A 24650-nucleotide genomic window follows, 5' to 3' on the forward strand; every position below is an offset into this window, starting at 1 on the left:
CCTGACCGCCTCCTGCTTGAACTCCAGGGTGTACTTCCCTCGGCTTCTTCCTTCGTCCATCTCTCATCTCCTTTCCCGGCATTCTCCGGGACTGAGCTATGAACTCCGAAATTCGAGGGCAACCTCAGCCCACCACGCCATGCGCCTCCATCGCGTCGCGCAGCGCGATGGCTGCGGGCTCACTTCCCGCCTCGAGTGCGATGATCTGTTCGGTTCCGTTGTGAACGGGGTAGCCTGCATCGGCCAATGACTGGCGCAGCCGCTTGGCGTTGGCATGCAGCCGCGCACGCGCCTCATCGGCGCCACGGAGCACCTCCAGGGTAGCTCGCAAACCAGCGATTTCGTGCGTCAGCAGGGAAGAACTGAAGATGTTCGGGAAGGCGGAGATCTGGACGTACGGGCGCAAGCCCGCGGGTGCCGTGAAGATGCCAGCCCGGCCCGCGAAGGCCTTGGCGAGACTGGCGGTGATGAAGTGGACGCGGTGAGTCAGCCCCAGTTCTGCGCACAGACCCCGACCCTGCGGCCCGTGTGTGCCCAAGGAATGGGACTCGTCGACGACCAAGGTGCACTGGTGGCGCTCGGCAACTTCGACAAGATCCAGCAAGGGGCAAAGCGCGCCCGTGGTGCTGTAGACGGAATCGACGACCACGACGCCCGGCCCATGGCTGGCCAACAGCCGCTCCAGGTGCGCGACATCGTTGTGACGGAAGGCATGTGCGGGCGCGCCGGCTGCGCGTGCGCCTTCCCACAGCGACATGTGGGCCAGGCCATCGAGGTACACAGGGGTCTGGGCATCAGCAATGATTTGCAGGAGCCCGAGGTTGGCGCAGTAGCCCGACTGGCTGAGGAACACATCATCCTTGCCGATCCAGTGGGCCAGGGCGGTTTCAAGCGCACGTGAAGGGTGGTCATCGAGGAGGAAAACACCGGACTGCACCACGGCTTCGGTGTCCTGCCTCAGTGCGGCAATTTGCGCGGCCACGATGTCCGGGTGGCCCGTGACGCTCAGGTAGTCGTTCCCGTCCAGCCGCACGGCGTTGCTCCTGGCGGGCTGGCCATGCAGGATGAAGCGTCCGCCCCACTGCTCCTGGAACCGCCGGGTGAACTCGCGCTCGACCCGCGCACGCAAGGCCTGCGGCAGGCCGGGCTCTCGTTGGATGGGTTCTGATTTGGGAACGGACGGACGTGTAGCAACTGCTTCCATGGGGACACCTTTGTAGAAAGAAGGGGGATGTCCGCATTGAAGAGCGATTCGTCCCGCAAATGCGGGAACCCCCTGTCAAGATTGACAGGGGGGCCTGCCCGGTCGGGCAGCGGGGTCGCCGCCGGGGCCGGCGGCCGGGTCAGCTGGCGCTCAGGCCAGCTTGCCGTGGCACTGCTTGTACTTCTTGCCGCTGCCGCAGGGGCAGGGGTCGTTGCGGCCGACGTGGCCCGCCGCGGCCGCGGTGACCAGGGGCACGGCGGCGCGGGCGGTGGCGGCGTCGACCTGACTCTCGGGCTCGCCCGTCTCGGTGGGGGCGGTGTAGGTGACGTTGGCGATGCGCTCGGCCTGCTCTTCCATGTCCTCGGCCGCCTGCTCCAGCTGTTCGCCGGACTGCACCTGCACCGTCATGAGCACGCGCGTGACCTCGTTCTTCACCGAATCGAGCAACTGCCCGAAGAGCTCGAAGGCCTCGCGCTTGTATTCCTGCTTGGGTTGTTTCTGGGCGTAACCGCGCAGGTGGATGCCCTGGCGCAGGTAGTCCAGCGCCGAGAGGTGCTCGCGCCAGTGGGTGTCCATGCTTTGCAGCAGCACCATGCGCTCGAACTGCGTGAAGTTCGCGGCGCCGACCAGCTGCACCTTGGCCTCGAAGGCGGCGTCGGCCGCCTTGGTGACGTGCTCGACGATGTCCTCGTCGGTGATGGAACTGGCCTGCTGCACCAGCTGCTGCAGGTCCAGCTGGAGGCCCCACTCGTCGGCCAGCACCTTCTGCAGGCCCGGCAGGTCCCACTGCTCCTCCACCGACTCGGCGGGCACGAACTGGCGCACCAGGTCGCTGAAGCAGCCCTCGCGCAGCGACGCGATCTGGGCGCCCAGGTCACCCGCATCCAGGATGTCGTTGCGCTGCTGGTAGATCACCTTGCGCTGGTCGTTGGAGACGTCGTCGTACTCCAGCAGCTGCTTGCGCACGTCGAAGTTGCGCGCCTCGACCTTGCGCTGCGCGCTCTCGATGCTGCGCGTGACGATGCCGGCCTCGATGGCCTCGCCGTCGGGCATCTTCAGGCGCTCCATGATGGAGCGCACGCGGTCGCCCGCGAAGATGCGCATCAGCGGATCGTCCAGGCTCAGGTAGAAGCGCGAGGAGCCGGGGTCGCCCTGGCGGCCCGAGCGGCCACGCAGCTGGTTGTCGATGCGGCGCGATTCGTGGCGCTCGGTGGCGATGATGCGCAGGCCGCCCTGCGCCACGACGAAATCGTGCTCCTTCTGCCACTGCACGCGCAGCTCGGCGATGCGCGCCTCGCGCGCGGCGGCGTCCAACGACTCGTCCGCCTCCACCGCCTGGATCGCCTTCTCCAGGCTGCCGCCCAGCACGATATCGGTGCCGCGGCCCGCCATGTTGGTGGCGATGGTGATCATCTTCGGCCGGCCGGCCTGGGCCACGATGTCTGCCTCGCGCGCGTGCTGCTTGGCGTTGAGCACCTGGTGCTCCAGCCCGGCCTGCTGCAGCAGGTTGGAGATGATCTCGGAGTTCTCGATCGAGGTCGTGCCCACCAGCACCGGCTGGCCGCGGCCGTGGCACTCGCGGATGTCCTGGATGGCGGCTTCGTACTTCTCGCGTCCGGTCTTGTAGACGCGGTCGAGCTGGTCGTCGCGGCGGCTGGGCCGGTTCGGCGGGATGACCATGGTCTCCAGGCCGTAGATCTCCTGGAACTCGTAGGCCTCGGTGTCGGCCGTGCCCGTCATGCCGGCCAGCTTGCCGTACAGGCGGAAGTAGTTCTGGAAGGTGATGGAGGCCAGGGTCTGGTTCTCGGCCTGGATCTGCACGCCTTCCTTGGCCTCCACCGCCTGGTGCAGGCCATCGCTCCAGCGGCGGCCCGACATCAGGCGGCCGGTGAACTCGTCGACGATGACGACCTCGCTCTCCTGCACCACGTAGTGCTGGTCGCGGTGGTACAGGTGCTGGGCCCGCAGCGCCGCGTTCAGGTGGTGCATCAGGGTGATGTTGGCCGGGTCGTACAGCGAGGACCCCTCCGGGATCAGCCCGAGGTTGGACAGGATGCGCTCGGCGTTCTCGTGGCCCTGCTCGGTGAGGAAGACCTGGTGGCTCTTCTCGTCCACGGTGAAGTCGCCCGGCTTGGTGACGCCCTTGCCGGTGTGCGGGTCTTCCTCGCCTTCCTGGCGCGTGAGCAGCGGCACCGCCTTCATCATGGCCAGGTACAGCTCGGTGTGGTCCTCGGCCTGGCCGCTGATGATCAGCGGCGTGCGCGCCTCGTCGATCAGGATCGAGTCCACCTCGTCGACGATGGCGTAGTTCAGCCCGCGCTGCACACGGTCGCCCGGCTCGTACACCATGTTGTCGCGCAGGTAGTCGAAGCCGTACTCGTTGTTCGTGCCGTAGGTGATGTCGCTGCGGTAGGCCGCCTGCTTCTCCTCGCGCGGCATGTTGGGCAGGTTGATGCCCACCGACAGGCCCAGGAAGTTGTACAGCCGGCCCATCCACTGCGCGTCGCGGTTGGCGAGGTAGTCGTTGACGGTGACCACGTGCACGCCGCGTCCGGTGAGTGCGTTCAGGTAGACCGGCAGCGTGGCCGTCAGCGTCTTGCCCTCGCCGGTGCGCATCTCGGCGATCTTGCCGTGGTGCAGGGCCATACCGCCCAGCATCTGCACGTCGAAGTGGCGCATCTTCATGATGCGCTTGGAGCCCTCGCGCACCACGGCGAAGGCCTCGGGCAGCAGGTCGTCGATGTCCTCGCCCTTGGCCAGCCGGTCACGGAACTCCTGCGTCTTGGCGCGCAGGGCCTCGTCGTCCAGCTTTTCGAACTGCGGCTCCATCGCGTTGATGCGCTCGACGACCTTGCGGTACTGCTTGAGCAGGCGGTCGTTGCGGGAACCGAAGATTTTGGTGAGGAGGTTCTTGGCCATGAATGGGTCGCTGCCTGCGCCCGGCACACGGTGGGCAGCGCAAATCCGGATGGGTTGTCGTCAACGATCGGGGCCTTCGGCCACCCTGTGGGGGGCGGCGTCCGGCCAAACCTCAGATTTTACCTTTGGCCGCGCGACCGCTGGGCCGCAAGGGCCAGCGGGGCGGGAGGCGGCGTGCGGCCCGCCTCCAGGAATTTCTGCGGATCCTGGGGCACACCTTGGACCAGAAGCTCGAAATGCAAGTGGGGGCCGGTGGAGCGGCCGGTGCTGCCCACCGTGGCGAGCTGCTGGCCGCGCCGCACCAGGTCGCCCAGGTGCACCGCCAGCCGCAAGGCATGGGCGTAACGGGTGACCAGGCCGTTGCCATGGTCGACCTCGACCCGGTTTCCATATTCCGGGTGCCAGCCCAGCGCGACCACCACGCCGCCGGCGGCCGCCAGGATGGGCGTACCGGGCTCGGCCTGGAAATCAACGCCGGTGTGCAGGGCCATGCGGCCGGTGAAGGGGTCGATGCGCCAGCCGAAGGGCGAGCCCGGCACGCCACCGTCCAGGGGCGTGCGCGTGGGCACCATGAGGCTCTTCATCTTCTGGTCGAACAGGCGCGACTCGGCCACGGCCATCAGGTCGGCATCGCGCCCGGCGTTGCGCTCGAGCGCGGCCAGCGTGGCCTGCAGCGCTTCCAGGGAGAGCGGCGGGCCGTCCACCAGCGCGCCGCCCTGGCCCGGGCGCGCACGCAGCTCGGCGGGGTCCATCCCCGCGAGGCCGGACACGCGTTCGCCCAGCGCCTCGATCTGCAGCAGGCGCGCCTGCAGGTCCCCCAGCCGGCGGGCCATGGCGTCCAGGTTGTCGCGCAGGAAGCGGTCGCGCTGCTCGAGCTCATCCCGGCTTGCCAGGCGCACCAGCGCGCCCACGCCGGGCCAGCCTTCGCGCGCGCCTTTCTGGAACACCCAGTGGTAGAGCGCGGCCGAGGCCAGCAGCAGCCCCAGCGCCAGGCCCAGGCAGAGCAGGCCCAGGCGGGCGCCGCTCAGGTGCAGCGCGCGGGTGCGGGCCCCGCGGGCATCCGTGATAATGATGTGCACTCCCCTCCCCCGAAACATGAACCCGCAGCGGCGCCCCTTGTCCGTCACGGCACTGCAGGCCGCCGAAGACTCGCCGACCCTGGCCCGGCTGGCCCAACTCGCCAGCGAATCGGGCGAGCGGCTGAAGGCGGTGAAGCCGCTGATGCCGGCGGCGCTGCGGCAGGCGGTGCGGCCCGGCCCCATCGAAGGCGCGTCGTGGTGCCTGCTGGTGGACAGCAGTGCCGCGGCCGCCAAGCTGCGGCAGCTGCTGCCGGCCTTGCAGGCGCACCTGCGCAGCCGGGGTTGGGAGGTTACTTCGATCCGCCTGAAGGTCCAAGCAGGGCTTGGGTGAGCTATTGCCCAAGCGCCGGCCGGGCCTGCGGGCCCGCGCCGGAAGACACCGGGCGGGGCCGGGTCTGTGGTGCCGATTGTCCGATTTGAACGGACGACCTACCGCTTACAAGGCGGTTGCTCTACCCCTGAGCTAAATCGGCGGCTGGCCGGATTCTAGGCCGGGGCACGGCGCGCGTGCCGCACCCTGGCCCGCTGTTACTTGACGCGCTTGAGCGCGGGCCGCGGCCCGGCGGGCGGGCGCGGCGGCTCCTCCGGCGGCTCGCTGCCGGGCTCGGGCGAGGTCATCTGGAACACCCGCACCTCGTCGTCCACCGGGTTCACGCCCCCTGCGGCCGGCACGCTGGACAGCGGCGAGCCCTTGGGGGCCTCGGCCGCGCTGCCGGCCACGGGCACCGGGAAGGCCATGCCCTGGCCGTTCTCGCGCGCGTAGATGGCGATCACGCGGTTCACCGGCACGATGATCTCGCGCGCGGTGCCGGCGAAGCGGGCCTTGAACTCGATGAAATCGTTGCCCAGCTTCAGCGAACTGGTCGCGTCGAAGCTGATGTTGAGCACGATCTCGCCGTTCTTCACGTACTCACGCGGCACCTGCACCGTGTCGTCGACCAGCACCGCGACATAGGGCGTGAGCCCGTTGTCCGTGCACCAGTCGTACAACGCACGGATGAGGTAGGGACGGGTGGAGGTGGATTCGAGCGCGTTCATGCCGGGAGGGGGCGGGGGCCGCCGGTTCCCATCTTACTTCCGCATCACCTTCTCGGAAGGGGTGAGCGCCTCGATGTAGGCCGGGCGCGAGAAGATGCGCTCGGCGTACTTCAGCAGCGGCGCGGCGTTCTTGGAGAGCTCGATGCCGTAGTAGTCGAGGCGCCACAGCAGCGGGGCGATCGCCACGTCCAGCATGGAGAAGCTCTCGCCCAGCATGTACTTGTTCTTGAGGAACACGGGTGCCAGCTGGGTCAGGCGGTCACGGATGTGCGCCCTGGCCTTCTCGAGCGCCTTCTCGTTGCCCTTGGAAGCGCGCGACTCCAGCGTGCTCACGTGCACGAACAGCTCCTTCTCGAAGTTGAGCAGGAACAGGCGCACGCGGGCGCGGTCCACCGGGTCGCCGGGCATCAGTTGCGGATGCGGGAAGCGCTCGTCGATGTACTCGTTGATGATGTTCGACTCGTACAGGATGAGGTCGCGCTCGACCAGGATGGGCACCTGGCCGTACGGGTTCATCACGTTGATGTCTTCCGGCTTGTTGTACAGGTCGACATCGCGGATCTCGAAATCCATGCCCTTTTCGAACAGGACGAAACGGCAGCGATGGGAGAAGGGGCAGGTGGTGCCCGAATACAGGACCATCATGGTTGTGGCTCCTTGAAAAGCAAAGGGGTGGACTCGCGTCCACCCGGGGGGAATCTGGCGCATGCGGCCGGCGCGAGCCGGCCACGGTTGCGTGTTATTTCACGTTTTTCCAGAACGCGGCGTTCAGGCGCCACGCGAACAACGTGAACACGCCCAGGAAGATCAGCACCCACACACCCACGCGGACGCGGGAGTTCTGGGCCGGCTCGGCCATCCATGTGAGGTAGCCGACGAGGTCGCCGATCGCCTGGTCGTACTCCTGGGTGCTCATGGTGCCCGGGGTGACCTGCTTCCAGCCCTTGAAGACCTTCTCTTCCTCGCCGTGCTGCATCACCGTCTCGAACACCGGCTCACGCTCGCCTTGCAGCTGGTAGAGCACGTGCGGCATGCCGACGTTGGGGAAGGCGAGGTTGTTCCAGCCCGTGGGGCGGTTGGGGTCGCGGTAGTAGCTGCGCAGGTAGGTGTAGAGGTAGTCGGAACCGCTGCCGCCGTGGCCGGCGCGGGAACGCGCCACCAGGGTCAGGTCCGGCGGGACCGCGCCGAACCAGGCCTTGGCCTGCTTGGGATCGATCGCCGACTTCATGGTGTCGCCGACCTTGTCAGTGGCGAACAGCAGGTTGTCCTTGATCTGCTGCTCGGTCAGGCCGATGTCCTTCAGGCGGTTGTAGCGCATGAAGGCGGCGGAGTGGCAGTTCAGGCAGTAGTTGACGAACAGCTTGGCGCCGTTCTGCAGCGCGGCCAGGTCGTTGGTGCGGTTGGGCGCCTTGTCCCAGTGGAAGGATTCCTCCGCGGCATGCGCGCCCAGCGACAGGCCGAGCGCGGCGATGAAGGACAGGATCAGTTTCTTCATTGTCGTTGGCCTTGTCTTCAGTGGGCCGCAAAGGTGACGCGGTCAGGCACCGGCTTGAAGCTGCCCATGCGGCTCCACCACGGCATCAGCAGGAAGAAGCCGAAGTAGAACAGGGTGCCGATCTGCGAGATCAGCTGGCCCGAGGGCGAGGGCGGCTGCGTGCCCAGGTAGCCCAGCACCAGGAAGTTCGCCACGAACACGGCGTACACCCACTTGTGCCAGTCCGGGCGGTAGCGGATGGACTTGGCCAGGCTGTTGTCCAGCCAGGGCAGGAAGAACAGGATGATCACGGCGCCGCCCATGGCAACCACGCCCCAGAACTTGGGATCCAGGCCGGACAGCGGGCCCACGCCGGTGAAGGAGAAGGCGCCGAACAGCACCAGACCGACCAGGCCGGCGGCGGCCACCGCGTACTTCACCATGGCCGGCAGGCGGGTGCGCACGAAGATGAACGCGACCACCGCGACCAGGATCAGCGAGAGCGCCTGCATCATCTGCGTGGTGATGGCGCGCAGCATGGAATAGAAGGGCGTGAAGTACCAGACCGGCGCGATGTGCGGCGGGGTCTTCAGCGGGTCGGCCGGGATGAAGTTGTTGTACTCCAGGAAGTAGCCGCCGAATTCGGGCGCGAAGAAGATGATCGCCGTGAACACCATCAGGAACACGCTCACGCCCATGATGTCGTGCACCGAGTAGTACGGGTGGAACGGGATGCCGTCCAGCGGGTGGCCCTGCTCGTCGCGCGGGGCGTTGGGGCCCTTGATCTCGACGCCGTCGGGGTTGTTGGAGCCGACGTCGTGCAGCGCCAGGATGTGCGCCGCCACCAGGCCGAGCAGCACCAGCGGCACGGCGATGACGTGGAAGCTGAAGAAGCGGTTCAGCGTCGCGTCGCCCACCACGTAGTCACCGCGGATCAGCAGCGCCAGGTCCGGGCCGATGAAGGGGATGGCGGAGAACAGGTTGATGATCACCTGGGCGCCCCAGTAGGACATCTGGCCCCAGGGCAGCAGGTAGCCCATGAAGGCCTCGGCCATCAGCGCGAGGAAGATCGCGCAGCCGAAGATCCACACCAGTTCGCGCGGCTTGCGGTAGCTGCCGTAGATCAGGCCACGGTACATGTGCAGGTAGACCACGACGAAGAAGGCCGAGGCGCCGGTGGAGTGCATGTAGCGCACCAGCCAGCCCCAGGGCACGTCGCGCATGATGTATTCCACCGACTCGAACGCCTTGGCGGCGTCGGGCTTGTAGTTCATCACGAGGAAGATGCCGGTGACGATCTGGATCACCAGGACCAGGAGCGCCAGCGAGCCGAAGAAGTACCAGAAGTTGAAGTTCTTCGGCGCGTAGTACTCCGACATGTGGTCGCGGAACGCGGCCCCGGCGGTCGGGAAGCGGTTGTTGAACCAGTTGCCGAGTTTTTCGCCGGCGCTGGCGTTCGGGGAGATTTCCTTGAATTGAGCCATGACAGCGTCCTCAGGCCTTCTTGTCTTCGCCGATCAGCAGGCGCGAATCCGACAGGTACGTGTGCGGGGGCACTTCGAGGTTGTCCGGCGCAGGCTTGTTCTTGAAGACGCGGCCGGCCAGGTCGAAGGTGGAGCCGTGGCAGGGGCACAGGAAACCACCGGGCCAGTCGTCCGGCAGCGAAGGCTGCGGGCCGGGCACCAGCTTGTCGCCGGGCGAGCAGCCCAGGTGCGTGCAGATGCCCACCACCACCAGCACCTCGGGCTTGATGGAGCGGTTCTCGTTGCGCGCGTAGGCGGGCGTGAGTTCGTCGGGCTTGCGCTTGGAGAGCGGGTCGGCCAGCTCGCCGTCATGCTTGGGCAGGTCAGCGACCTGCTCGGGCGTGCGGCGCAGGATCCAGACCGGCTTGCCCCGCCACTCGACGGTCATCTTCTCGCCCGGCTTGAGGGCGGAGATGTCGACTTCCACGGGCGCTCCGGCCGCCTTGGCGCGTTCGGAAGGCTCGAAACTGCTCACGAAGGGAACGGCCGTGAAGGCCGCGCCCACGGCGCCGGCGCAACCGGAGGCAATGAGCCACGTGCGCTTGCTGGCGTCCATTGGGGTGTCACTCATGAAGAAGATCCTCGAGGGGCGTCGCGGAATTGCGGGACAACCGAAGATTGTAGCGGACCGTAATCTCTGACTTCAACGCACGGAATGCCCCACCCCTCCCCGTCGCCGCCGGTTTCCGGGATACTCGCGCCCAGATCAAGGAGAGAAGCCATGGGGATGCTGACAGAATTCCGCGAGTTCGCGGCCAAGGGCAATGTGGTGGACCTGGCGGTGGGCGTGATCATCGGCGCGGCCTTCGCGAAGATCGTCGACTCGCTGGTGGGCGACATCATCATGCCGGTGGTCGGGCGAATCATCGGCTCGCTGGACTTCACCAACCTGTTCCTCATCCTGCGCGAGCCACCACCCGGCATCCCGCACACCCTGGTCGACCTGAAGAAGGCCGGCGTTCCCGTGCTGGCCTACGGCAGCTTCATCACCGTGGTGGTGAACTTCCTGCTCCTGGCCTTCATCATCTTCATCATGGTCCGCCAGATCAACCGCCTGAAGAACCTGCAGGCGCGCGAGCAGGCGGCCGCGGCCCCGGCGGCGCCGGTGGAACCGCCGGAAGAGGTGAAGCTGCTGCGCGAGATCCGCGACGCGCTGCGGCGCTGAGGCGGCGGCTCAGGCCGCGGCGAGACGCCGGGCCTGGCGGATCGCCTCCACCAGGCTGGCCGGGTCGGCACGGCCGGTGCCCGCGATGTCGAAGGCCGTGCCGTGGTCCGGGCTGGTGCGCACCAGCGGCAGGCCCAGCGTGACGTTCACGCCCTTGTCCACCCCGAGATACTTGACCGGGATCAAACCCTGGTCGTGGTACATGGCCACCACCACGTCGAACTCGCCGGGGTGGCCGGGCGCATGGCGGGCCCGCATGAAGACGGTGTCGGGCGCATAGGGACCGCTGACGTCCAGCCCGTCCGCGCGCGCCGACGCGATCGCCGGTGCGATGGCCTCGATCTCCTCACGGCCGAACAGGCCGCCCTCCCCGGCATGGGGATTGAGCCCGGCGACGGCGATGCGGGGCGCCCGCCCCAGCACCCGGGCCAGGGCCTGGTGCGTGATCTGCAGCGTCTGCGCGACATTGCGCACCGTCACCGCCGCGATCGCCTCGCGCAGGGCGACGTGGATGCTCACCAGCACCGTGCGCAGCTCATCATTGGCCAGCATCATGCGCACCGGCACCTGGCTGCTGGCGCGCCCCAGGTGGCGCGCGGCCTCGGCCTGCAGCAGTTCGGTGTGGCCGGGGAACGGCACGCCGGCGGCGGCCAGCGCCTCCTTGTGCAGGGGCGCCGTCACCAGGCCGGCGATCTCCCCGCGCAGCGCCGCCCGGGCGGCCCAGGTGACGGCCTGTGCCGCCGCCCGTCCCGCCTGCGCACTGACCTGGCCCAGGGGCGGCAGCACGTCCAGCGGCGCCACCGGCAGCACCGGGATGCAGCGCGGGGGCATGGCCAGGGCTTCGGCCGGCGATTCGATCTCGACCACGGGCAGGGCCGCGCCCGCGCCCGCCACCACCCGGGCACCGCGCCGCAGCGCGCCCAGGTCGCCGGCGACGAAGCAGCCCGCCGTTTCGCGCCCGTCCAGGAAGGCGTGGGCGATGATCTCCGGGCCTATGCCCGCCACGTCGCCCTGGGTGATGGCCAGCGCGAGCCTCATGCGGGGTTGTCCACGTCGATGAATTCGTGCGCGATGCCCAGCGCCTGCGCCACGTGCGCGGCCACGGCCGGCGCGCCGTAGCGCTCGCTGGCGTGGTGGCCGCAGGCGATGTAGGCCACCCCGCTCTCGCGCGCGTAGTGCGGCTGCGGCTCCGACATCTCGCCGGTGATGAAGACGTCGGCGCCCGCCGCGATCGCGGCCTCGAAATAGCCCTGGCCGCCACCGGTGCACCAGGCGATGCGCGACAGCGGCCGGCCGTCACCCGGCACGCAGCGCGGTGCACCGCCCAGCGCGGCCGCCACCTGCTGCGCCAGCGCCTGCGCCGAAGCGAAGGCCGGCGCGGCGGCCGGGCGGCCGAGGAAGCCCAGGTCCTGCTCGCCGAAGCGGCCGTCGTCCTGCAGGCCCAGCTTCAGGCCGAGCTGCGCGTTGTTGCCCAGGCTGGGGTGCGCGTCCAGCGGCAGGTGGTAGGCGAAGAGGTTCACGTCGGCGGCCAGCAGGCGCGCCAGGCGCTGCTTCATCCAGCCGGTCACGCGGCCGTCCTGGCCGCGCCAGAACAGGCCGTGGTGGACGAAGATGGCGTCGGCGCCGCGCTCGACGGCGGCCTCGATCAGGGCCCGGCTGGCGGTGACGCCCGAAACGATGCGCCGGACCTCGGACTTGCCTTCGACCTGCAGGCCGTTGGGCCCGTAGTCCCGGAAGCGGCCGGGCTCGAGGAGCTGGTCGAAAGCCTGGAGCAGTTGCTGTGCGGTGGCCATGGCGTGCTGGAGCAAAAGCCGATTGTCGGCCAAAGCGGTGGCAGAGCAGCCCTCGCGGCCCGCCGGGGCGGCCGCCGCGCGCGCCGGCAAGCGGCGCGACGCCCGTCTACACTAGGGTGACATATGCGTCGCTACTGGCTGCTTTTCTCCCAGACCGTCACGGTGCTGCTCGCGGCATGGTTCGTGGTGGGCACGCTCAAGCCCGAGTGGCTGGGCCGCGGCGCCGGCACGGGCAACGGCAGCCCCTTCCTGCAGGCGCCCGCCGCTGCCGTGGGCGGCACGGCGCCGCCCGGCGGCTTCCGGGTGGCGGCGCAGAAGGCCTCGCCGGCCGTGGTCAGCATCAACATCATGAAGGCGGCGGAATCCAACCCGCACGCCAACGACCCCTGGTTCCGCTTCTTCTTCGGCGAGCAGGGGGCCCAGCCGCAGGCCGCCCTGGGCAGTGGCGTGATCGTCAGCCCCGAGGGCTACATCCTCACCAACAACCACGTGGTCGAGGGCGCCGACGAGATCGAGGTGGTGCTCAACGACAGCCGGCGGGCCCGCGGCAAGGTCATAGGCACGGACCCCGACACCGACCTGGCCGTGCTCAAGATCGGCCTGGACCGCCTGCCGGTGCTGGCCATGGGCAATTCGGATTCGCTGCAGGTGGGCGACCAGGTGCTGGCCATCGGCAACCCCTTCGGCGTCGGCCAGACCGTGACCAGCGGCATCGTGAGCGCGCTGGGTCGCAACCAGCTGGGCATCAACACCTTCGAGAACTTCATCCAGACCGACGCGGCCATCAACCCGGGCAACTCGGGCGGCGCGCTGGTGGACGCCGGCGGCACGCTGATGGGCATCAACACCGCCATCTATTCGCGCTCGGGCGGCAGCATGGGCATCGGCTTCGCCATCCCCATGTCCACCGCCCGCATGGTGCTCGAAGGGATCGTGAAGGAAGGCGTGGTGCGCCGCGGCTGGATCGGCGTGGAACCGGCCGACCTCTCGCCCGAACTCTCCGAGACCTTCGGCGTGCGCGCCAGCACTGGCGTGCTGATCACCGGCGTGCTGCAGAACGGCCCGGCCGCCCAGGCCGGCGTCAAGCCGGGCGACGTCATCCTCAAGGTCGGCGACAAGCCGGTGGGCAACGTGTCGGAGCTGCTGTCCACCGTGGCCGCGCTCAAGCCGGGGGTTGCCGCCAAGCTGCACATGCAGCGCCGCGAGACGCCGCTGGACCTGGACGTGACGCCCGGGCTGCGGCCGCGTCCGCAGCAGGAACCGGCCCAGCGCTGAACTGCAGCCGGCCGCCTGCCGGTCTTACTGGTCAGCCGCCGCAGGGGCGTCGCCAGGCGCCGTGGTGTTGCGGATGAAGATCTGCGCCGCCCAGATGCCCGCCTCGTACAGCAGGCACATGGGAATGGCGAGGGCAAGCTGGGAGACCACGTCGGGCGGCGTGATCACCGCCGCGATGACGAAGGCCAGCACGATGAAGTAGGCGCGGAAGGACTTCAGCTTCTCGATCGAGACGAAGCCCAGGCGCGCCAGCACGATCACCACGATGGGCACTTCAAAGGCCAGGCCGAAGGCGATGAACATGGTCAGCACGAAGCTCAGGTAGGCCTCGATGTCCGGCGCGGCCGTGATGCTCTTGGGCGCGAAGCTCTGGATGAAGCGGAACACCTGGCCGAAGACGAAGAAGTAGCAGAAGGCCACGCCGATGCAGAACAGCACCGTGCTGGAGACCACCAGCGGCAGCACCAGCTTCTTCTCGTGCGAATACAGCCCCGGGGCGACGAAGGCCCAGAGCTGGTAGAGCACCACCGGCAGCGCCAGCAGGAAGGCCGCCATCAGCAGGATCTTCAGCGGCACGATGAAGGGCGAGATCACCGAGGTGGCGATCAGCGTCGCGCCGTGCGGCAGGTGCGCCACCAGGGGCGCGGCCAGCAGGTCGTACAGGGCGCCGGGGCCGGGCCACAGGAACAGCACGCCGGCGGCCACGGCCACGGCCGCCATCGCCTTGATCAGGCGGTCGCGCAGTTCGATGAGGTGGGCGACAAAGGGCTGCTCGGTGCCGGCCAGCTCGTCTTCGGAATCGGTGGCCATCAGTTGTATTTCTTGGGACGGTAGCGCGCCACCCGGGCCGCGCCGGAGAGCGCACGGGTGCGGATGCCGTTGCGGGCCTTGTACCAGCCGGGCGTCGCGCCCTGCTTCAGGCGCCACTTCTTGCCGGGGTGGCGGTACTCGGGATAGGCCGGGTCGGCCGAAGCTTCCAGCGCGGGCGTGCCGGTGCCGCCCGAGGCCGGGTCCAGGCCGGCGGCGACGTCGCGCAGCTGGCGGTCGAACTCGCTCATGCCGCTGTGGATGGAGGTCTCCACCTCGCGCGCGGCGGACTCCACCGAGTCCTTCATCTTCTTGAGCTCTTCCAGCTCGATGCTGCGGTTGACTTCGGCCTTGACGTCGTTGACGTAGCGCTGGGCCTTGCCCATCAGGTGGCCGACGGTGCGCGCCACCCGGGGCAGTTTTTCAGGCCCGATCACGATCAGCGCCACGGCGCCGATCACCATCATTTTCTCGATGCCGAGATCGATCATGCTTGTGCACGCCGGCAACCCGGCGGGTCAGCGGGCCCTGGGGCCCGGGCCGCTTCAGGAGCGGTTGCGCGCTTCGACGTCGATGGTGTCCTTGCCGGCACCGGGCTGCTGCGCCGCGGTGACCTGGCTGGCCGGGGGCACCGGGGTCTCGGGGGTGGACGCGCCGTCGCGCATGCCTTCCTTGAAGCCCTTCACGGCGCCGCCCAGGTCGGTACCGATGTTCTTGAGCTTCTTGGTGCCGAAGATCAGCACGATGATCAGAAGGACGATCAGCCAATGCCAGATGGAAAACGAACCCATGGAAAACCTCTAGTGATCTGGTGAACTGGAGTGGGATTCTAGTCTTCCACGCAAGTTCAGCCGGAAGCGGTGGGGACGGCCCTCGGGCCGCCCGGAATTCAGCCCTTGAGCCAGGGCCGCGGACCGCCCATCACGTGGATGTGCAGGTGGTGCACCTCCTGGCCGGCATGCTCGCCCGTGTTGACGACGATGCGGTAGCCCCCGGCCGGGTACGGCTGGCAGCCGGCCTCCAGGGCCAGCCGCGGCGCCAGCGCCATCATGCGCCCCAGCACCCCTGCATGCTCCGGGCCGACCTGGGCCATGGAGGGGATGTGCGCCTTGGGCACCATCAGGAAGTGCACGGGCGCCCAGGGATGGATGTCGTGGAAGGCGATCATCTCCTCGTCTTCGTGAACTTTTCGCGAGGGGATCTTGCCTTCGACGATCTTGCAGAAGATGCAGTTCGGGTCGGAGTGGCTCATGGCGTTCAGTCGGGCATCCGGTTTTCGGAAAAGCGCAGCCAGCCGCGCAGGCAGCGGTAGAGGTACCACAGGCCGATCACCGTGTACGCGGCAGCGCCGGGGAAGACCAGCACCAGCCACAACGGGCCGGTGAGGACGAGCCACAGCAGGGTCCACCAGAAGGTGCGGATCATCCAGCGGTGGTGGGCCAGGTACAGCGGGTCGCCCTCGTCGCCGCGCTTGACGTAGTTCACGACCAGGGCGATCACGGCCAGCGAGCCCATGGATGCCCAGGCGATGGTGTGCATGCCGTAGAGCACGTGCATCACCGTGCGGTCGCCCGGTGTCTTGTCGTCCACGAGGCTGGCGCTCATGCCGCGCCCTGCTCGCCCGCCTCGCGGGCCTGGGCCTTGCGCAGGGCCTTCTCCTCGATGCCGCTGGTGCCCTCGCGGCGCTCGAGTTCGGCGATCACGTCGGCGGGCGCGAGGTCGAACAGGGCCAGCGCGATCATGCTGTGGAACCACAGGTCGGCCACCTCGCCGACGATCTTCTGCCGGTCGCCGCCGTGCTGCGCGTCCTTGGCGGCCATCACCACCTCGGCCGCCTCCTCGCCCACCTTCTTGAGCACCTGGTCGACGCCACGGTGCAGCAGGCGCGCCACGTAGCTGGCCTCGGGGTCGCCGCCGTGGGCGGGCTTGCGGCTTTCGATGACGGCTGCGAGCCGGGCCAGGGAATCGTTGGAGCTCATGACGCGGAGTGGCTGTAGATGCGGGCCGGGTCCTTGAGGACCGGCTCGACGGCGCGCCAGGCGCCGCCCTCGTATTTCTGGAAGAAGCAGCTGTGACGGCCGGTGTGGCAGGCGATGGACGGGTCGTGGCCCAGCTGCGTCACCTTGAGCAGCACCACGTCGTCGTCGCAGTCCAGGCGGATCTCGTGCACCTGCTGCACGTGGCCGGACTCCTCGCCCTTGTGCCAGAGCTTGCCGCGCGAACGGCTGAAGTACACCGCGCGGCCGGTCTCGGCCGTCAGGCGCAGGGCCTCACGGTCCATCCAGGCGAACATGAGCACGTCGCCGGTGGACGCCTCCTGGGCGATCACCGGCACCAGGCCTTTCGCATCCCACTTGACCTGAGCGAGCCATTCCATGGGCTCTATTGTGACGCAGCGCAGCGGCCCCGAGGGGCGCCCGGCCCTGCAGGGTCAGAGCCGGACCGGAATGCCGCGCCTGGCCATGAGCTGCTTGGCTTCGCCCACGGTGTGGTCGCCGTAATGGAAGATGCTGGCCGCCAGGACGGCGTCGGCGCCGCCCTTCTGGATGCCGTCGGCCAGGTCGTCGAGCTTGCCCACGCCGCCGGAGGCGATGACCGGCACTGGCACGGCGTCGCTCACCGCGCGCGTGAGTTCCAGGTCGAAGCCGGAACGCGTGCCATCGCGGTCCATGCTGGTGAGCAGGATCTCGCCGGCGCCGCGCCGCGCCATCTCGGCCGCCCACTGCACCGCGTCCAAGCCGGTGTTGCGGCGCCCGCCATGGCTGTAGACGTCCCAGCCCGGGCCGCGCTCGGCGGCCTCGGCGGCCGTGCGGCGCTTGGCGTCGATCGCGACCACGATGCACTGCGCGCCGTACTTGTCGGACGCGGCGTTGATGACGTCCGGGTTGGCGATCGCGGCCGAGTTGAAGCTGGTCTTGTCGGCGCCCGCGTTCAGAAGCCGCCGCACGTCCTCGGGGGTGCGCACGCCCCCACCCACGGTGAGCGGGATGAAGACCTGCGAGGCCACCGCCTCGATGATGTGCAGGATCAGGTCGCGCTCGTCGCTGGTTGCGGTGATGTCCAGGAAGGTGATCTCGTCGGCGCCCTGCTCGTTGTAGCGGGCGGCGATCTCCACCGGGTCGCCGGCGTCGCGCAGCTCGACGAAGTTGACGCCCTTGACGACGCGTCCGCCCGTGACGTCCAGGCAGGGAATGATGCGCTTGGCGAGCATCAGGCGCCCAGCTCGTCGGCCTTGGCCTGGGCCTGGACGAAATCGAGGTCGCCGGAATAGACCGCGCGGCCGCAGATCACGCCCTCGATGCCCTCGTCCTCCACGGCGCACAGCTTCTCGATGTCGGCCATGTTGGACAGGCCGCCGGAGGCGATGACCGGGATGGTGAGCGCCTGCGCCAGCTTCACCGTGGCCTCGATGTTGATGCCGGTGAGCATGCCGTCGCGGCCGATGTCGGTGTAGATGATGGACTCGACGCCCCAGTCCTCGAACTTGCGCGCCAGGTCGACCACCTCGTGGCCGGTGAGCTTGCTCCAGCCGTCGGTGGCCACCTTGCCGTCCTTGGCGTCCAGGCCGACGATGATGTGGCCGCCGAAGGCGGTGCAGGCGTCCTTGAGGAAGCCGGGGTTCTTCACCGCGGCGGTGCCGATGATCACGTAGCGCAGGCCGCCGTCGATGTACTTCTCGATGGTGTCCAGGTCGCGGATGCCGCCGCCCAGCTGCACCGGGATGTCGGCGCCGACAGCCTTGAGGATGGACTTCACGGCGCTGAAGTTCTGCGGCTTGCCGGCGAAGGCGCCGTTGAGGTCGACCAGGTGCAGGCGCCGGGCGCCCTTTTCCAGCCAGGTGCGGGCCATGGCCGCCGGGTCCTCGCTGAAGATGGTGGCCTGGTCCATGTCGCCTTGTTTCAGGCGAACGCAGTGACCGTCCTTGAGGTCGATGGCGGGGATGAGCAGCATGGGGGAAGGTGGGGCGAGCGGGCACGCGGCCCGGACGTCAGGGATTCCAGTGGAGGAAGTTTCGGTAGAGGGCGAGGCCTTGGTCCGCGCTTTTCTCGGGATGGAACTGGGTGGCAAAAATGTTATCGCGCCCAACCGCGGCGGTAAAGCGAGCGCCGTAGTCGGATTCCCCCAGGCTGTGGCGCGCATCCGACGGCCGGGCGTACAGGGAATGGACGAAGTAGAAGTAGCTGCCCTCGGGCACACCGGCCCAGAGGGGGTGCGGCTGGGTCTGGTAGACGCGGTTCCAGCCCATCTGGGGCACCTTGTAGCGGCTGCCGTCGGGCTGCAGGCGGCCCGCCAGATCGAAGCGCGTCACCTCGCCGTGGATCAGGCCCAGGCAGTCGGTGGGCCCCTCGGCGCTGCGGTCCAGCAGCATCTGCATGCCCACGCAGACGCCGAACAGCGGCTTGGACGCCGCGGCCTCCAGCACCGACCCCATCAGCCCGGACTCGTGCAGGTCGCGCATGCAGTCGGGCATGGCGCCCTGCCCCGGCAGCACCACGCGGTCGGCGGCGCGCACGTCCTCCGGCTTCGCGGTGACCACCACCTCGAAGCCGGTGCCCGCGGCAACGGCGCGCACGGCGTTGGCCACCGAGCGCAGGTTGCCCATCCCATAGTCGACGACAGCGACGGTCTTCATGACGCTCAGAGCGTGCCTTTCGTGGACGGGATGGTGCCGGCCGCGCGCGGGTCCAGTTCCACGGCGAAGCGCAGCGCCCGGGCGAAGGCCTTGAACACGGTCTCGCACTGGTGGTGGGCGTTCTCGCCGCGCAGGTTGTCGATGTGCAGCGTGACTAAGGCGTGGTTGACGAAGCCCTGGAAGAACTCGTGCGCCAGCTGGGTGTCGAAGCCGCCGATCATGCCGCTCTTGAAGGGCACGTTCATCACCAGGCCGGGGCGGCCGGAGAAGTCGATCACCACGCGCGACAGCGCCTCGTCCAGCGGGACGTAGGCGTGGCCGTAGCGGCGTATGCCCTTGCGGTCGCCCACGGCGCGGGCCACCGCCTGGCCGAAGGTGATGCCCACGTCCTCCACCGTGTGGTGGCCGTCGATGTGCAGGTCGCCCTTGGCATGGATGTCCAGGTCGATCAGGCCGTGGCGGGCGATCTGGTCCAGCATGTGGTCGAAGAAGCCGATGCCGGTGGCCAGGCGCGCCTGTCCGGTGCCGTCGAGGTCGAGCTTGACGGTGATCTGGGTTTCGGCGGTGTCGCGGCTGACTTCGGCGCTGCGGGAGGGACTCATGCCTGGCTTTCCTTGAGGGCCGCCTCGAAGGCGGCCAGCATCTGCGTATTTTCCTCGGGCGTCCCGATGGTAATGCGAAGGCATCCAGCCAGCAGCGGGTGCAGGCCGGCGACGTTCTTGACCAGCACCTTGCGGGCCTTCATGCCGGCGAAGACGGCCGCCGGGTCGGCGACCCGGGCCAGGAGCATGTTGGCTTCGCTGGGGAAGACCTTCACGCCCGGCACCGCCGCGAGCGCCGCGAAGACGCGGGCGCGTTCGGCCCGGATGGTGGCCGCCTGGCGCTCGTATTCGTCCACGTGTTCCAGGGCGAACAGGGCGGCCTCGCAGTTCAGCACGCTCACGTTGAAGGGCGGCCGCAGCTTGTCCAGCTCGCGCACCAGGGCCGTGCGGCCCATCAGGTAGCCGATGCGCACGCCCGCCAGGCCGAACTTGCTCATGGTGCGCATCACCAGCACGTGCGGATGGCGGCGCAGGCGGTCCAGCGAATCGCGGGCGGCGAAGGGCTGGTAGGCCTCGTCCATCACGACCAGGCCGGGGGCGGCCTCGATGATGGCCTCGATCGCGGCGTCGTCCCAGAGGCTGCCGGTGGGGTTGTTCGGGTAGGCCAGCCAGACGATGGCGGGCCGGTGCTCGCGGATGGCCGCCAGCATGGCCGGGCCGTCGAGCTCGAAATCGGCCGTGAGCGGCACCCCCACGAAAGGCAGGCCCTGCAGCTTCGCGCTCATGGCGTACATCACGAAGCCCGGCAGCGGGGCGAGGATGGTGTTGCCCGGGACGTCGGCGGCCAGGGTGAGCAGGCTGATGAGCTCGTCCGAGCCGTTGCCCAGCATGAGGTCGCAGCCCTCGGGCATGCGGGCATGGCGGGCCAGTGCCGCGCGCAGCTCGTCGATGCGCTCGGCCGGGTAGCGGTTCAGGGCCACCTCGGCGAGCCGCTCGCCGAGCGCGCGGCGCAGGGCCGGCGGCAGCGGGAACGGGTTCTCCATGGTGTCGACCTTGACCATGCCGGCGCTGGGCTGCACCGCATAGCCGTGCATGTCCTGCACGTCGGCGCGCAGCACGCGCTTCATGCGGTCGGCGAGGGAGGGGATGGCGGTGTCAGGCATCGGGTTCGGGCCGGTCCAGGATGTCTGGGCCGGTGAGGAAGGGGTTGATCACCTGCACGCTGTCGATCTGCTGGCCGTGCTGCAGGTTTTCGGTGAGGACATAACGGCAACCCATGTGCTGGGCACAGGCGACGACCAGCGCGTCCCCGTAGTGGATGCCGTAGCGGCTCTCGATGGCCCAGGCGGTCTCCACGGTCTGCGCGTCGACCTGCCAGGGCCGCCAGGCCTGGTAGCGGCGCACCAGGGCTCTCGCGTCCCCTGCGGAGATGGCCGCCGTGAATTTGCGCCGGGCATTGGCGTAGAACTCGTTGAGCACCTGGACGCTGATGCGGCCGCTGCGGCGCATCCAGCAGGCCTTCACCCAGGCCTGTGCCGCGTCACGCTTGGCAGGGTCCCGATCGTCCACCGTGTAGAGCAGGACATTCGTGTCCACCAGGACGGTGGCGCTCACCGCGGATCGCCCCGGTCGTCGGTTTGCTCGCGGCCTGGGTACCGGCCGTCCGAGCACCCGAGGCTCTTGAACTCCAGCACCTCGCGCATGGCCCGCTCGTAGAGGTCGTCGTACCGCATCTTCTCGGCCAGCATCTCGCCCACCAGGCGAGAGACGCTGGTGTTGCGGCGCGCAGCCTCCAGCCGCGCCCACTCGGCGACGCTGTCTTCCATGGTGACGGTGACGTTCTTCATGACGCAGGCTCCTGCGGTATCCAGGCGCCAAGGATAACACGAAGTTCGTGCAACACGAACTTCGTGTTGATTTTCAGCTCAAGCGCCGCCCTTGAGACGCATCTCGGCGGCCCGGGCGTGCGCCTGCAGGCCTTCGCCATGCGCCAGGACCGAAGCGATGCGCCCCAGCGTCTGGGCGCCCGACTCGCTCACCTCGATCAGGCTGCTGCGCTTCTGGAAGTCGTAGACACCCAGGGGGCTGGAGAAGCGCGCCGTGCTGCTGGTCGGCAGCACGTGGTTGGGGCCGGCGCAGTAGTCGCCCAGCGACTCGCTGGTGTAGCTGCCCAGGAAGATGGCGCCCGCGTGGCGCAGCAGCGGCTCCCAGCGACCGGGCTCGCTGCTGGCGATCTCCAGGTGCTCGGGCGCGATGCGGTTGCTGATGGCGCAGGCCTCTTCCATGTTGCGGGTCTGGATCAGCGCGCCCCGCCCGTTCAGGGAGGCGGCGATGATGGCCGCGCGCGGCATCTGCGGCAGCAGGCGGTCGATCTCGGCCTGCACCCGGTCCAGGTAGCTGGCATCGGGGCACAGCAGCACGCTCTGCGCGAGTTCGTCGTGCTCGGCCTGGGAGAACAGGTCCATGGCCACCCAGTCGGCCGGCGTGCTGCCGTCGGCCAGCACCAGGATCTCGCTGGGGCCGGCGATCATGTCGATGCCGACCTGGCCGAACACCCGGCGCTTGGCGCTGGCGACGTAGGCGTTGCCCGGGCCGGTGATCTTGTCCACGCGCGGCACCGTGGCCGTGCCGTAGGCCAGCGCCGCCACGGCCTGGGCACCGCCCAGGGTGAAGGCGCGGCTGACGCCCGCCACGTGCGCCGCGGCCAGCACCAGCGGGTTCTTCTCGCCGCGCGGCGTGGGCACCACCATGATGATCTCGCCCACCCCCGCCACGTGGGCCGGGATCGCGTTCATCAGCACCGAGGAGGGATAGGCCGCCTTGCCGCCCGGCACGTAGATGCCCACGCGGTCCAGGGGCGTGACCTTCTGCCCCAGCAGCGTGCCGTCGGCGTCGCGGTAGCTCCAGCTTTCGCCGCTGGCGCGGCGCTGCGCCTCGTGGTAGCTGCGCACGCGGGCCGCCGCCGCCTGCAGCGCCTCGCGCTGGTCCGCCGGCAGGGCCTCGAAGGCCGCCTTCAGCTCGGCGGGGGTGAGCTCCAGCGCGCCCACGCTGGCCGCGTCCAGGCCGTCGAAGCGGCGCGTGTACTCCAGCACCGCCGCATCGCCCCGCTTCTGCACGTCGGCCAGGATGGCCGCGACCCGCTGCTCGACTTCGGCATCGGTGTCGGCGGACCAGTGCAGGCGCTCGCGGAAGCGCGGCTCGAAATCGGCCTGGTCGGTGGTGAGGCGTAGCGGGCGGGCGGAGAGGGTCATGCGGGGATCACGCGGAGGTGCGTTTCGCGACGGCAGCGGCGAAGGCGTCGATGATGGGCCGGATGCGGTCCTGCTTGAGCTTGAGCGAGGCCTGGTTGACCACCAGGCGCGAGCTGATGTCCATGATGCGCTCGACCTCGACCAGGTTGTTGGCCTTGAGCGTGTTGCCGGTCGAGACCAGGTCGACGATGGCGTCGGCGAGGCCCGTGAGCGGCGCCAGTTCCATGCTGCCGTAGAGCTTGATGAGGTCCACGTGCACGCCCTTGGCGGCGAAGAAGTCGCGCGCGATGTTGACGTACTTGCTGGCCACGCGCAGGCGCGAGCCCTGGCGCACCGCGTTCGCGTAGTCGAAGTCGGCGCGCACCGCGACGCTGACGCGGCACTTGGCGATGTGCAGGTCCAGCGGCTGGTACAGGCCGGTGGCGCCGCCCCACTCCGCGCGGTGTTCGATCAGCGTGTCCAGCCCGGTGACGCCCAGGTCGGCACCGCCGTACTGCACGTAAGTGGGCACGTCGCTGGCGCGCACCAGCACCACGCGCACGCCCGGCTGGCTGGTCGGCAGGATGAGCTTGCGCGACTTCTCCGGGTCTTCCAGCACCTCGATCCCGGCGGCTGCGAGCAGCGGCAGGGTCTCGTCGAAGATGCGCCCCTTGGAGAGCGCGAGCGTGATCAGGTTGGTGCTCACTTGATGCGTTCGATGTCGGCGCCCAGGCCGCGCAGCTTGGCTTCCATGCGGTCGTAGCCGCGGTCCAGGTGGTAGATGCGGTCCACCACGGTCTCGCCCTCGGCCACCAGGCCGGCGATCACCAGGCTGGCGGAGGCGCGCAGGTCGGTGGCCATCACGGTGGCGCCCGACAGGCGCTCCACGCCCTCCACCAGCGCCACCTTGCCCTCGACCTGGATTTTCGCACCCAGGCGCAGCAGCTCGTTGACGTGCATGAAGCGGTTCTCGAAGATGGTTTCGGTCACCTGCGCGGCGCCCCGGGAGATCGCGTTGAGCGCCATGAACTGCGCCTGCATGTCGGTCGGGAAGCCGGGGTACTCGGTGGTGCGGAAGCCCTGCGCCGTGAGCCGGCCCTGGGCGCGAATGCGGATGCCCCCGGGCACGGCCTCGACCTGGGCACCGGCATCGCGCAGCTTGTCGATCACGGCCTCCAGGTGGTCGGCGCGGCCGTGCCGCAGCAGCGCCTCGCCGCCGGTGGCCGCCACGGCGCACAGGAAGGTGCCGGCCTCGATGCGGTCGGCCACCACCTGATGCGTGGCCCCGTGCAGGCGCTCCACGCCCTGGATGGTGATGCGGCTGGTGCCGTGGCCCTGGATGCGTGCGCCCATGGCAATCAGCATCTCGGCCAGGTCGGTGATCTCCGGCTCCTGGGCGGCGTTTTCCAGCACGGTCTCGCCCTCGGCGAGGCAGGCGGCCATGAGGAAGTTCTCGGTGCCCGTGACCGTGATCATGTCGGTGCGCAGGGCCGCGCCCCTGAGCCGGCTGCGGCCCTGCGGCAGGCGGGCGATGATGTAGCCGTGCTCCACCACGATCTCGGCGCCCATGGCCTGCAGGCCCTTGATGTGCTGGTCGACCGGGCGCGAGCCGATCGCGCAGCCGCCGGGCAGCGACACGGTGGCCTCGCCGAATCGCGCCAGCAGCGGGCCCAGCGCCAGCACCGACGCCCGCATGGTCTTCACCAGCTCGTAGGGCGCTTCCGGCGAGGAGAGTTTCGCGGCGTCGATGCGCACGCGGTTCTCGTCGCGTTCCACGCTGACGCCCATGTTGCGCACCAGGGTGACCATGGTGGCCACGTCCTGCAGGTGCGGCACGTTCTCCAGCACCACCGGTTCGTCGGTCAGCAGGGCCGCGCACAGCTCGGGCAGGGCGGCGTTCTTCGCGCCTGAGATGCGGACCTCGCCTTGCAGGGCGCGGCCGCCGCGGATCAGCAGCTTGTCCATGGC

29 protein-coding genes, 1 tRNA gene and 2 pseudogenes are annotated in these 24650 nt (G+C 69.0%); 3 read left to right on the forward strand and 29 right to left on the reverse strand.

Features of this window, described 5'->3' with window-relative positions; genetic code table 11:
* Positions 1-124: 124 nt before the first annotated feature.
* The 3 genes from cqsA to IM725_RS05205 form a co-directional block, all read right to left on the reverse strand.
* A complete protein-coding gene (gene cqsA, locus IM725_RS05195; protein ID WP_193779516.1) occupies positions 125-1204 on the reverse strand; it encodes an alpha-hydroxyketone-type quorum-sensing autoinducer synthase in 1080 nt (359 codons plus the stop codon).
* Positions 1205-1354: 150 nt separating this feature from the next.
* Positions 1355-4123 carry a preprotein translocase subunit SecA gene (gene secA, locus IM725_RS05200; RefSeq protein WP_193779517.1) on the reverse strand — a complete coding sequence of 923 codons (2769 nt, stop codon included), beginning with the start codon at positions 4121-4123 and terminating at the stop codon, positions 1355-1357.
* A 119-nt stretch (positions 4124-4242) separates the two neighbouring features.
* Complete coding sequence (locus IM725_RS05205; RefSeq protein ID WP_193779518.1) at positions 4243-5202, reverse strand: M23 family metallopeptidase; 960 nt, start codon at positions 5200-5202, stop codon at positions 4243-4245.
* Between the two features lie 16 nt (positions 5203-5218).
* Here IM725_RS05205 and IM725_RS05210 point away from each other — a divergent pair, with 16 nt between their 5' ends.
* Positions 5219-5533 (forward strand): DciA family protein, encoded by a 315-nt coding sequence (locus IM725_RS05210; RefSeq protein WP_193779519.1) that lies wholly within the window; start codon positions 5219-5221, stop codon positions 5531-5533.
* Between the two features lie 67 nt (positions 5534-5600).
* Here the strand turns inward: IM725_RS05210 and IM725_RS05215 are convergent.
* The 6 genes from IM725_RS05215 to petA form a co-directional block, all read right to left on the reverse strand.
* Positions 5601-5675 (reverse strand) — tRNA-Thr (locus IM725_RS05215).
* 55 nt (positions 5676-5730) lie between these two features.
* Positions 5731-6240: a ClpXP protease specificity-enhancing factor gene (locus tag IM725_RS05220; protein ID WP_193779520.1), complete on the reverse strand. Its 510-nt coding sequence runs from the start codon at positions 6238-6240 to the stop codon at positions 5731-5733.
* A 33-nt stretch (positions 6241-6273) separates the two neighbouring features.
* Positions 6274-6885, reverse strand: a complete 612-nt coding sequence (locus IM725_RS05225) for a glutathione S-transferase N-terminal domain-containing protein (RefSeq protein ID WP_193779521.1) — start codon at positions 6883-6885, stop codon at positions 6274-6276.
* Positions 6886-6979: 94 nt separating this feature from the next.
* Positions 6980-7735 (reverse strand): cytochrome c1, encoded by a 756-nt coding sequence (locus tag IM725_RS05230; protein ID WP_193779522.1) that lies wholly within the window; start codon positions 7733-7735, stop codon positions 6980-6982.
* A 17-nt stretch (positions 7736-7752) separates the two neighbouring features.
* Positions 7753-9198, reverse strand: a complete 1446-nt coding sequence (locus IM725_RS05235) for a cytochrome b (protein ID WP_193779523.1) — start codon at positions 9196-9198, stop codon at positions 7753-7755.
* 10 nt (positions 9199-9208) lie between these two features.
* A complete protein-coding gene (gene petA / locus IM725_RS05240) occupies positions 9209-9808 on the reverse strand; it encodes a ubiquinol-cytochrome c reductase iron-sulfur subunit (RefSeq protein WP_193779524.1) in 600 nt (199 codons plus the stop codon).
* Between the two features lie 150 nt (positions 9809-9958).
* Between petA and mscL the strand changes: the two genes are divergently transcribed.
* The gene (mscL, locus tag IM725_RS05245; protein WP_193779525.1) at positions 9959-10402 is read left to right on the forward strand and encodes a large conductance mechanosensitive channel protein MscL; all 444 of its coding nucleotides are present in this window, start codon (positions 9959-9961) and stop codon (positions 10400-10402) included.
* Positions 10403-10411: 9 nt separating this feature from the next.
* On the opposite strand, the gene pdxA is transcribed toward mscL, so the two are convergent.
* On the reverse strand, positions 10412-11440 hold the full coding sequence (gene pdxA / locus IM725_RS05250) for a 4-hydroxythreonine-4-phosphate dehydrogenase PdxA (RefSeq protein WP_193779526.1): 1029 nt from the start codon (positions 11438-11440) through the stop codon (positions 10412-10414).
* Positions 11437-12195 (reverse strand): Nif3-like dinuclear metal center hexameric protein, encoded by a 759-nt coding sequence (locus IM725_RS05255; protein ID WP_193779575.1) that lies wholly within the window; start codon positions 12193-12195, stop codon positions 11437-11439. Before IM725_RS05255 ends, pdxA begins: the two co-directional genes overlap by 4 nt.
* Before the next feature lie 123 nt (positions 12196-12318).
* On the opposite strand from IM725_RS05255, the gene IM725_RS05260 reads away from it, so the two are divergent.
* Positions 12319-13470 carry a S1C family serine protease gene (locus tag IM725_RS05260; RefSeq protein ID WP_193779527.1) on the forward strand — a complete coding sequence of 384 codons (1152 nt, stop codon included), beginning with the start codon at positions 12319-12321 and terminating at the stop codon, positions 13468-13470.
* 24 nt (positions 13471-13494) lie between these two features.
* On the opposite strand, the gene tatC is transcribed toward IM725_RS05260, so the two are convergent.
* The 18 genes and pseudogenes from tatC to murA all read right to left on the reverse strand — a co-directional run bounded on the left by tatC (position 13495) and on the right by murA (position 24647).
* Positions 13495-14280: a twin-arginine translocase subunit TatC gene (gene tatC / locus IM725_RS05265; protein WP_193779528.1), complete on the reverse strand. Its 786-nt coding sequence runs from the start codon at positions 14278-14280 to the stop codon at positions 13495-13497.
* Positions 14280-14423: pseudogene (tatB, locus tag IM725_RS20775) on the reverse strand (Sec-independent protein translocase protein TatB); the annotation flags it as partial. The gene tatC and the pseudogene tatB (IM725_RS20775), both read right to left, overlap by 1 nt.
* A gap of 110 nt (positions 14424-14533) precedes the next feature.
* Positions 14534-14768: pseudogene (gene tatB / locus IM725_RS20780) on the reverse strand (Sec-independent protein translocase protein TatB); the annotation flags it as partial.
* A 54-nt stretch (positions 14769-14822) separates the two neighbouring features.
* Positions 14823-15068 (reverse strand): Sec-independent protein translocase subunit TatA, encoded by a 246-nt coding sequence (gene tatA, locus IM725_RS05275; RefSeq protein ID WP_193779530.1) that lies wholly within the window; start codon positions 15066-15068, stop codon positions 14823-14825.
* Between the two features lie 98 nt (positions 15069-15166).
* Entirely contained in the window at positions 15167-15529 is a 363-nt protein-coding gene (locus IM725_RS05280) for a histidine triad nucleotide-binding protein (RefSeq protein WP_193779531.1), read from the reverse strand.
* Between the two features lie 5 nt (positions 15530-15534).
* Positions 15535-15882: a DUF4870 family protein gene (locus IM725_RS05285; RefSeq protein WP_193779532.1), complete on the reverse strand. Its 348-nt coding sequence runs from the start codon at positions 15880-15882 to the stop codon at positions 15535-15537.
* Entirely contained in the window at positions 15879-16256 is a 378-nt protein-coding gene (locus IM725_RS05290; protein WP_193779533.1) for a phosphoribosyl-ATP diphosphatase, read from the reverse strand. The genes IM725_RS05285 and IM725_RS05290 overlap by 4 nt, the downstream gene beginning before the upstream one ends.
* The gene (gene hisI, locus IM725_RS05295) at positions 16253-16654 is read right to left on the reverse strand and encodes a phosphoribosyl-AMP cyclohydrolase (protein WP_193779534.1); all 402 of its coding nucleotides are present in this window, start codon (positions 16652-16654) and stop codon (positions 16253-16255) included. The genes IM725_RS05290 and hisI overlap by 4 nt, the downstream gene beginning before the upstream one ends.
* A 54-nt stretch (positions 16655-16708) precedes the next feature.
* Positions 16709-17488 carry an imidazole glycerol phosphate synthase subunit HisF gene (hisF, locus tag IM725_RS05300; protein WP_193779535.1) on the reverse strand — a complete coding sequence of 260 codons (780 nt, stop codon included), beginning with the start codon at positions 17486-17488 and terminating at the stop codon, positions 16709-16711.
* Positions 17488-18228, reverse strand: a complete 741-nt coding sequence (hisA, locus tag IM725_RS05305) for a 1-(5-phosphoribosyl)-5-[(5-phosphoribosylamino)methylideneamino]imidazole-4-carboxamide isomerase (RefSeq protein ID WP_193779536.1) — start codon at positions 18226-18228, stop codon at positions 17488-17490. Before hisA ends, hisF begins: the two co-directional genes overlap by 1 nt.
* A 37-nt stretch (positions 18229-18265) precedes the next feature.
* Complete coding sequence (hisH, locus tag IM725_RS05310) at positions 18266-18910, reverse strand: imidazole glycerol phosphate synthase subunit HisH (RefSeq protein WP_193779537.1); 645 nt, start codon at positions 18908-18910, stop codon at positions 18266-18268.
* A 5-nt stretch (positions 18911-18915) separates the two neighbouring features.
* The gene (hisB, locus tag IM725_RS05315; RefSeq protein ID WP_193779538.1) at positions 18916-19512 is read right to left on the reverse strand and encodes an imidazoleglycerol-phosphate dehydratase HisB; all 597 of its coding nucleotides are present in this window, start codon (positions 19510-19512) and stop codon (positions 18916-18918) included.
* A complete protein-coding gene (gene hisC, locus IM725_RS05320) occupies positions 19509-20615 on the reverse strand; it encodes a histidinol-phosphate transaminase (protein WP_227753598.1) in 1107 nt (368 codons plus the stop codon). The genes hisB and hisC overlap by 4 nt, the downstream gene beginning before the upstream one ends.
* On the reverse strand, positions 20608-21066 hold the full coding sequence (locus IM725_RS05325; RefSeq protein ID WP_193779539.1) for a PIN domain-containing protein: 459 nt from the start codon (positions 21064-21066) through the stop codon (positions 20608-20610). The genes hisC and IM725_RS05325 overlap by 8 nt, the downstream gene beginning before the upstream one ends.
* The gene (locus IM725_RS05330; protein WP_193779540.1) at positions 21063-21299 is read right to left on the reverse strand and encodes a CopG family transcriptional regulator; all 237 of its coding nucleotides are present in this window, start codon (positions 21297-21299) and stop codon (positions 21063-21065) included. Before IM725_RS05330 ends, IM725_RS05325 begins: the two co-directional genes overlap by 4 nt.
* 78 nt (positions 21300-21377) lie before the next feature.
* Entirely contained in the window at positions 21378-22703 is a 1326-nt protein-coding gene (gene hisD / locus IM725_RS05335) for a histidinol dehydrogenase (RefSeq protein WP_193779541.1), read from the reverse strand.
* Between the two features lie 7 nt (positions 22704-22710).
* Complete coding sequence (gene hisG, locus IM725_RS05340) at positions 22711-23376, reverse strand: ATP phosphoribosyltransferase (protein WP_193779577.1); 666 nt, start codon at positions 23374-23376, stop codon at positions 22711-22713.
* Positions 23377-23384: 8 nt separating this feature from the next.
* Positions 23385-24647 carry a UDP-N-acetylglucosamine 1-carboxyvinyltransferase gene (murA, locus tag IM725_RS05345; RefSeq protein WP_193779542.1) on the reverse strand — a complete coding sequence of 421 codons (1263 nt, stop codon included), beginning with the start codon at positions 24645-24647 and terminating at the stop codon, positions 23385-23387.
* Positions 24648-24650 lie beyond the last annotated feature (3 nt).

It is taken from the genome of Ramlibacter aquaticus (assembly GCF_015159745.1).
Classification (GTDB): Bacteria; Pseudomonadota; Gammaproteobacteria; order Burkholderiales; family Burkholderiaceae_C; genus Ramlibacter; species Ramlibacter aquaticus.

What these genes read in the sequence shown, in the direction of transcription:
- cqsA (WP_193779516.1), bottom strand. Translation starts at nt 1,204, where the DNA reads ATGGAAGCAGTTGCTACACGTCCGTCCGTTCCCAAATCAGAACCCATC.
- secA (WP_193779517.1), bottom strand. Translation starts at nt 4,123, where the DNA reads ATGGCCAAGAACCTCCTCACCAAAATCTTCGGTTCCCGCAACGACCGC.
- IM725_RS05210 (WP_193779519.1), top strand. Translation starts at nt 5,219, where the DNA reads ATGAACCCGCAGCGGCGCCCCTTGTCCGTCACGGCACTGCAGGCCGCC.
- IM725_RS05220 (WP_193779520.1), bottom strand. Translation starts at nt 6,240, where the DNA reads ATGAACGCGCTCGAATCCACCTCCACCCGTCCCTACCTCATCCGTGCG.
- IM725_RS05225 (WP_193779521.1), bottom strand. Translation starts at nt 6,885, where the DNA reads ATGATGGTCCTGTATTCGGGCACCACCTGCCCCTTCTCCCATCGCTGC.
- IM725_RS05230 (WP_193779522.1), bottom strand. Translation starts at nt 7,735, where the DNA reads ATGAAGAAACTGATCCTGTCCTTCATCGCCGCGCTCGGCCTGTCGCTG.
- IM725_RS05235 (WP_193779523.1), bottom strand. Translation starts at nt 9,198, where the DNA reads ATGGCTCAATTCAAGGAAATCTCCCCGAACGCCAGCGCCGGCGAAAAA.
- petA (WP_193779524.1), bottom strand. Translation starts at nt 9,808, where the DNA reads ATGAGTGACACCCCAATGGACGCCAGCAAGCGCACGTGGCTCATTGCC.
- mscL (WP_193779525.1), top strand. Translation starts at nt 9,959, where the DNA reads ATGGGGATGCTGACAGAATTCCGCGAGTTCGCGGCCAAGGGCAATGTG.
- pdxA (WP_193779526.1), bottom strand. Translation starts at nt 11,440, where the DNA reads ATGAGGCTCGCGCTGGCCATCACCCAGGGCGACGTGGCGGGCATAGGC.
- IM725_RS05255 (WP_193779575.1), bottom strand. Translation starts at nt 12,195, where the DNA reads ATGGCCACCGCACAGCAACTGCTCCAGGCTTTCGACCAGCTCCTCGAG.
- IM725_RS05260 (WP_193779527.1), top strand. Translation starts at nt 12,319, where the DNA reads ATGCGTCGCTACTGGCTGCTTTTCTCCCAGACCGTCACGGTGCTGCTC.
- tatC (WP_193779528.1), bottom strand. Translation starts at nt 14,280, where the DNA reads ATGGCCACCGATTCCGAAGACGAGCTGGCCGGCACCGAGCAGCCCTTT.
- tatA (WP_193779530.1), bottom strand. Translation starts at nt 15,068, where the DNA reads ATGGGTTCGTTTTCCATCTGGCATTGGCTGATCGTCCTTCTGATCATC.
- IM725_RS05280 (WP_193779531.1), bottom strand. Translation starts at nt 15,529, where the DNA reads ATGAGCCACTCCGACCCGAACTGCATCTTCTGCAAGATCGTCGAAGGC.
- IM725_RS05285 (WP_193779532.1), bottom strand. Translation starts at nt 15,882, where the DNA reads ATGAGCGCCAGCCTCGTGGACGACAAGACACCGGGCGACCGCACGGTG.
- IM725_RS05290 (WP_193779533.1), bottom strand. Translation starts at nt 16,256, where the DNA reads ATGAGCTCCAACGATTCCCTGGCCCGGCTCGCAGCCGTCATCGAAAGC.
- hisI (WP_193779534.1), bottom strand. Translation starts at nt 16,654, where the DNA reads ATGGAATGGCTCGCTCAGGTCAAGTGGGATGCGAAAGGCCTGGTGCCG.
- hisF (WP_193779535.1), bottom strand. Translation starts at nt 17,488, where the DNA reads ATGCTCGCCAAGCGCATCATTCCCTGCCTGGACGTCACGGGCGGACGC.
- hisA (WP_193779536.1), bottom strand. Translation starts at nt 18,228, where the DNA reads ATGCTGCTCATCCCCGCCATCGACCTCAAGGACGGTCACTGCGTTCGC.
- hisH (WP_193779537.1), bottom strand. Translation starts at nt 18,910, where the DNA reads ATGAAGACCGTCGCTGTCGTCGACTATGGGATGGGCAACCTGCGCTCG.
- hisB (WP_193779538.1), bottom strand. Translation starts at nt 19,512, where the DNA reads ATGAGTCCCTCCCGCAGCGCCGAAGTCAGCCGCGACACCGCCGAAACC.
- hisC (WP_227753598.1), bottom strand. Translation starts at nt 20,615, where the DNA reads ATGCCTGACACCGCCATCCCCTCCCTCGCCGACCGCATGAAGCGCGTG.
- IM725_RS05330 (WP_193779540.1), bottom strand. Translation starts at nt 21,299, where the DNA reads ATGAAGAACGTCACCGTCACCATGGAAGACAGCGTCGCCGAGTGGGCG.
- hisD (WP_193779541.1), bottom strand. Translation starts at nt 22,703, where the DNA reads ATGACCCTCTCCGCCCGCCCGCTACGCCTCACCACCGACCAGGCCGAT.
- murA (WP_193779542.1), bottom strand. Translation starts at nt 24,647, where the DNA reads ATGGACAAGCTGCTGATCCGCGGCGGCCGCGCCCTGCAAGGCGAGGTC.